We start from the raw sequence: 5,874 nt of genomic DNA on the forward strand, positions 1-5,874 counted from the left end.
AAAGAGGCGCAGAGAAAAAGGCTTTCGCTTAACAGCCTATTTTTTGCAATCTTAGGCGGTGGCCAGCTGCTGCTGTGCCAGCCACGCCTGCAGGTCTGCCAGCTCCGTTAAGCAGATATCGGCCTGCTCAGCATAGCTGGGTCGCTCGCCCTGATAGATTAAAGCCGACAACATGCCAGCATTGCGTGCGGTTTGAATATCGTAGGTGTAGTCGCCAAGGTAGATGACACACTCAGGACGTAGCTGGTAGTGGTCAAATAGCTGATAAAACACCGTCGGGTCGGGTTTGGCGGGGCCATCGTCACGGGCGATCAAGCGATCAAGCTGTAAGCCAGCACGCTCTAATTTACGTTCAGCAAACTGACGCGAGTTACGGGTTACCACCACCGTTGGCCAGCCTTGTTGCTGACAAAAGTCTAATAGCGCCTGCGCGCCTGGCATGGCGCTGCAGCGATTGGCATCATCGTCTTCATGCCGCTCAATGATAGCGCGAATTCTGGCTGCTTCATCCGCCGGCGCTGTCTTTAACAGCTGTAAAAAATCCACCGGCTGGGCATAGCCTAATTCAGCGCGAATCGCCGCAAAGTCGAGCGTGGATGACACCAGCGTACCATCGAGATCAAAAAAAACCGCGTCAATCGCGGCTGGTATTGCTGAGTGTGGGGCGATGGAAAGTGCTGACATATAAACGTCCTGCGTGGCGAGTGGCAAGTGGGCGGCCAGCTAATGCTGCCATTGTGACACTATACGCAGTGATGCCGCCGTCAGTTTGCTAGCTGGGCGATTCTAACGCCGGTGCCGCTGCCCGCCACCCTAATTGGCGAGTTTACATTTTGACTGCGGCTGGTTTATAGCTGCCACTGTAAATAGCTTGGGCCGGTGACATATTCAATGCCAAAGCCGTATGCCCACAGCGCTACCGTGCCTAAGCGCATCAGCACAAATAGGCCAATGCCTACGGCAAATACCGCAATCGAGTATTTCAGCGCGCGGTCTTTTGGCGTGCCCATCAAAATTGGCATGCCCTGCAGCAACAGAAACACGCTATAAATAATCGCCACAATTAAGATCAGGGCGTTGAATAAAATATCGGGGTATAAGCCCGCAAAGCCGGCCAGATATACCGGCGTCACCACATAAATTGCCAGCGCCATCGAGTGATGCGGATTAAACGAGCCTTGGCAATACTTACGATGCAGCCAGTGAATGAACTCGCCAAAAATCCAAATGCCGAGCATCGCCGAGGTATAGCTCAAAATACTTAAACGCAGCGCGCTGTTAGCAGAGAGATAGGTTAATGTTTCTTCGCTGCCGGAACGCCAGCCAATTTGTGTCGTGCCGATAAAATAGCAAACTGCAGGCACCAGCGCTAAAAACGGCACATTGTTGATATATTCATAAAAACGGCTGCGCTTATCTAAACTGATGGCCAGCCACTCTGAGCTGGGATGGGTAAAAATACCGACAACATGATCTAAAATCATTAACCTCTCCTTCTTATCTTATGATGACGGCCCATTCATACTGGTTTAAAACCCTTGGCCTTGCCAAAGCCAAGCCAAGCCAAGCCAAGCCAAGCCAAGCCATAAAAATGCCGCCATATTTGTTAAGCATAGGCGTCATAAGCCAGCCTTATATAATTTTTTATTATTTTAAAAGGTGACTAAATTTAGATTTGATCTAATGATTTCTTAGCCTTCGCTTAAAAACGCGGCGTATAATTTTTTGTACGATATTTGTACAGTAGCAAAGGACAGGTCTATGAAACATTTATACGTTATGTCAAAAGACTTTGACGAATTAGAAAAATTTCACGACGAGCTGATTGATGAAGGTTTTAGCGATAGTCGCATTCATGCATGGACAGATGATGAGGCTGAGGCAGAAAATCACCGAATACTCGCCGTCAACCCGTTTAACAAAACCAATATTGTGCGCATGACCATCCGTGGCGCAATATTAGGTATCTGCTTATCAACGCTATTATTGGTTGCGCATTTCTATTGGGGCTTATCGCATCCCATCGGCACGGTACCGTTTATTTTTGGCGCCTTGGTGCTGCTAGGTTTATCAACCTGGGAGGGTGGTTTAATCGGCATCCACCTCGCCAACGAGAAGTTTAAGCATCTTGAAGAAAAGATTCATTCTGGCAATCACTTACTGATTGTTGATTATGCTGATACGCAAGAGTCGTCTATTCGCAAGAATATGCAGCGCCATGATTTCGAAGTTGTTACTGCCTAATCACGCGTTCCACGTGAAGTAAGCCCCCGGGGAACAGTCATCTGTTCCCTTTTTTATATCTGCTGTATATCGGCTTCATATCTGCGTATTTCTCTTACTCATTGCTTTTTCGTCGCAACGTTTTAACACAAGCTAGCACGATCTAGCAAAATCTGCTGCTTAGGCGAAAGTCTTATCCGTTACTAAGCAAGTTATTAAACATGCTATTAACTAAGCTAATAATAATTTCTGCCGCATTTCAGTGTAGAAACATTTTATTTTTATGCCGTAGCGCTTAAGCTTGTTGGTTTAGGCAGCGCAACAGCAGTTGCTCTATTTTCTCGGCGTATTTTGGAGTGTTTTATGATTAAGCCTGCCGCGCATTATCAACGCCTTATGGCAATGTACCAAGCCGCACCGATTAATGATTTTTTTCTGCCAACGCTTACGCTCAGCGAAGGTGAAGCCGAAATAAGCATCGATTTGAGCGAAAAACTTTTTCATGCCGCGGGCGCAGTTCATGGCAGTGTATATTTTAAGATGTTAGATGATGCGGCTTTTTTTGCCGCCAGCAGCTTAGAATTCGAGCTGTTTATGTTAACCACCTCGTTTACTACCTACTTAACCCGGCCAGTATCCAGCGGCACTATGCGCGCCTGNGGCAAGGTGGTAAACCGCAACAAAAGTCAGTTTATTGTCGAAGCGGTGGTCTATGACAATGCCCAGCGCGAGCTTGGCCGCGGCAGCGGTATTTTTGTGCGCAGCAAACAGCGTTTAGCTAACACCCCTGGTTATGCAGACACCCAAACCTAGCCCAATAAACGAGACACCATTATGAAAATTCATGCTAAAAGTGCTTGGGACCAAACTACAATTTGCGCCTATTTAGCCGAAGCCGAGATTCCGATGCGTCTGGCGTTCATTAATCAGCAGCAGGAGCCGATGCTGTGCTCGCTGTGGTTTTACTATGATAACGGCCGGCTTTTTGCCGCCTCACATGAAAACACCTATTTGATAAAACAGCTGCAGGCCAACCCCAAGGCCTCATTTGAGATCTCTAATAATGACTACCCTTATAAAGGCGTTAGAGGCAAAGCAACCGCGGTACTCAGTAAGCAGTCTGCGCAACAGGTCATGCAGCGGCTGATCGATAAGTATTTACAGCAGAGCAATCAAAAGCTGGCCAACTGGCTGCTGTCGCGAATTGAGCATGAGCTGGTGATTGAGCTACAGATTGACAGCATTAACGCCTGGGATTTCTCCAATCGCATGCAGGCTTAAGCGCTTAGTCTTGGGCTCAAGGCTTTTAACTTAAGGCTTCAGCTTAAGCCGATTATTATTGTCGCGACTGGCGCGAATCTGAGCATCGCTGCCGCTGGCCGCGGCAGATTTTGCTAGGCGATCGTATAGCAGCACATTCACGCTGGCGGCTAAATTCATACAGCCATGGGTAGGCACATAAACAACCGCATCGGCCTGATCAATCACCGACTGCGGAATCGATCCATCCTCTGGGCCAAATAGATAATGCGCGCGCGGCGGATGGACAAACTGCGGCAGCGCTGTTGCTCCCTCAACCAGTTCAACACATACCATGGCATGCTCGGCTCGCGGCAGCTCGGCTATATCGGCTAAGCCAATGCTGGCAATATGCGCCTGCGCATTATTGGTATCAACGTGTTTTAGCTGACCATGCCCCTGCTGATGTTGCAAAGCCTGCGGGTAGCGGCGCCCGGTGTAATACAGTTTCTCGACGCGATAACAGCCGCTGGCGCGTAAAACCGCAGCCACATTAATCGGGTTTTTTGGGTTTATCAGAACAATATTGGCTTCGTCTTGAGGCTTTTGCGGCTGTTCTGGATCAGGCATATTGTGACTCACATTAGACCTAAGCTGGCGCGAAGCGATCAGCCGTTTTATTCACATAGGCAACTAAGCTCAGCATAACCGGCACCTCAACTAACACCCCCACTACTGTGGCCAGTGCGGCACCAGAGTGCAAACCAAACAAGCTAATCGCGACCGCAACCGCCAGCTCAAAAAAATTGCTAGTGCCGATCAAGCTAGCAGGTCCGGCAATACAGTGTGGCAGCTGCATGCGTTTTGCCAGAGTGTAGCTGAGTATAAAAATAATATAGGTTTGCAGCATCAGCGGAATCGCTATCAATACAATGTCGAGCGGCTTTTGTATGATTTTCTCGGCCTGAAATGCAAACAACAGCAATACCGTGAGCAGCAAACCAAGCATCGAAAACGGCTTTAAGCCATTGGCAAGCCCTGCGACATTGCCCTGACGCACTTTGCGAATCAATATAGCAACTATTAACGGCAATACGACATATAGCATGGTCGATAATAATAAGGTTTGCCAAGGTACGGTGACATTGCTTAAGCCTAAAAGCAATGCCGCAATCGGCGCAAACGCAAAGACCATAATCAGATCGTTGACTGCAACCTGCACTAAAGTATATGCGGCATCCCCTTTGGTTAATTGACTCCAGACAAACACCATCGCCGTGCAGGGAGCAACGCCCAGTAAAATCATGCCGGCCATATATTCGCTGGCGGTTTGTGGGTCGACCCAATCTTTAAACAGCAGGGTAAAAAATAGCCAGGCAATTGCCGCCATGGAGAAGGGTTTAATTAACCAATTAACCGTTACCGTAAGCACTAAACCGCGTGGCTGCTGAAACACCTGGCCGATAGCGGAAAAATCAATCTGTAGCAGCATCGGCAAGATCATTAACCAGATCAGCAGCGCTACAACTAGATTAACCTGAGCAAATTCTAGCGCCGCAACCCAGGCAAACAGCGCCGGAAACAGCAGCCCGAGCACTGTGCCGCAGACGATACAAAGGCCAACCCATAGTGATAAATAACGTTCAAATAAACCCATCATACAACTCCTAATCCGCTAACGATTAAATTGCGGTGCTGGCACCGCCTCGGCGATCTGCGCAAATAGTGCAGGCTCTGCACTGGCGCCTTGTTGCTGCAGCTGCTGCAACATGCTAAAGCGCTGCGCTAGCGTATCGATAAGCGCCTCAAAAGCAGGAGGCTGTTGCGCTATTGGCAAGCTTGAGGGGTCGGGCAAGCCCCAGTGTATTTTTAACGCGGGCCCCAGGTACAGCGGGCAGCTCTCATTGGCCGCGCGGTCACAGACCGTCATCACAATATCGATTGGCTCAGGCACAGCATCCCAGCTTTGGCTACATAGACCCTCAGTGCTGTATCCTGCCTGCTGCAAAAAAGCAATACTGCTGGGGTATACCTGCCCAGCCGGTGCCGACCCGGCACTGAAGACGCTTAGCGCAGGGCAATGCTGACGCGCAATTGCCTCTGCTAGAATACTGCGACAGCGATTATGCGTGCACACAATTAATAGGTTTATCATCGCCAACTCCGCAAAACGATCAGTATACCGCTGTTTTATGACAAAGCTGTGTAAGCGAAAAATTACCGCCAGGCCAAGATATACATGACGGGCGGCAACTGCGCCTGCGCTCTACTGTTTGCTTGCTACTATTTATTAATTGCTATCTACCATGCACTCTATCTCTGACTGCTGAAAGTGCCTAACAGAGTTAAGTTGTCTGTAAGAAAATTATGCTTGAATGCTTATAATAAATAATTTAGATTTAAGTTGTGTTG

The 5,874-nt window shown here is 48.6% G+C and carries 8 protein-coding genes; 3 read left to right on the top strand and 5 right to left on the bottom strand.

Annotated features, from left to right (window positions below):
• Positions 1–51 precede the first annotated feature (51 nt).
• A complete protein-coding gene (locus tag HRU21_08720) occupies positions 52–684 on the bottom strand; it encodes an HAD family hydrolase (GenBank protein NRA42372.1) in 633 nt (210 codons plus the stop codon).
• Between the two features lie 164 nt (positions 685–848).
• Positions 849–1,484, bottom strand: coding sequence for a DUF1282 family protein (locus HRU21_08725; GenBank protein ID NRA42373.1), 636 nt, complete (start codon positions 1,482–1,484; stop codon positions 849–851).
• A 277-nt stretch (positions 1,485–1,761) separates the two neighbouring features.
• Here HRU21_08725 and HRU21_08730 point away from each other — a divergent pair, with 277 nt between their 5' ends.
• The 3 genes from HRU21_08730 (at position 1,762) to HRU21_08740 (ending at position 3,504) form a co-directional block, all read left to right on the top strand.
• Positions 1,762–2,244, top strand: a complete 483-nt coding sequence (locus HRU21_08730; GenBank protein ID NRA42374.1) for an NAD/FAD-utilizing enzyme — start codon at positions 1,762–1,764, stop codon at positions 2,242–2,244.
• A gap of 342 nt (positions 2,245–2,586) precedes the next feature.
• On the top strand, positions 2,587–3,036 hold the full coding sequence (locus tag HRU21_08735; GenBank protein NRA42375.1) for a PaaI family thioesterase: 450 nt from the start codon (positions 2,587–2,589) through the stop codon (positions 3,034–3,036).
• Between the two features lie 21 nt (positions 3,037–3,057).
• On the top strand, positions 3,058–3,504 hold the full coding sequence (locus tag HRU21_08740) for a hypothetical protein (protein NRA42376.1): 447 nt from the start codon (positions 3,058–3,060) through the stop codon (positions 3,502–3,504).
• A gap of 30 nt (positions 3,505–3,534) precedes the next feature.
• Here HRU21_08740 and HRU21_08745 read toward each other — a convergent pair whose 3' ends face one another.
• The 3 genes from HRU21_08745 to HRU21_08755 are packed head-to-tail and all read right to left on the bottom strand — an operon-like array spanning position 3,535 to position 5,614.
• Positions 3,535–4,092 carry a TrmH family RNA methyltransferase gene (locus HRU21_08745; GenBank protein NRA42377.1) on the bottom strand — a complete coding sequence of 186 codons (558 nt, stop codon included), beginning with the start codon at positions 4,090–4,092 and terminating at the stop codon, positions 3,535–3,537.
• Positions 4,093–4,111: 19 nt separating this feature from the next.
• A complete protein-coding gene (arsB, locus tag HRU21_08750) occupies positions 4,112–5,119 on the bottom strand; it encodes an ACR3 family arsenite efflux transporter (protein NRA42378.1) in 1,008 nt (335 codons plus the stop codon).
• A gap of 18 nt (positions 5,120–5,137) precedes the next feature.
• The gene (locus HRU21_08755) at positions 5,138–5,614 is read right to left on the bottom strand and encodes an arsenate reductase ArsC (GenBank protein NRA42379.1); all 477 of its coding nucleotides are present in this window, start codon (positions 5,612–5,614) and stop codon (positions 5,138–5,140) included.
• Positions 5,615–5,874 lie beyond the last annotated feature (260 nt).

This window comes from Pseudomonadales bacterium, assembly GCA_013215025.1.
Classification (GTDB): domain Bacteria; phylum Pseudomonadota; class Gammaproteobacteria; order Pseudomonadales; family DT-91; genus DT-91.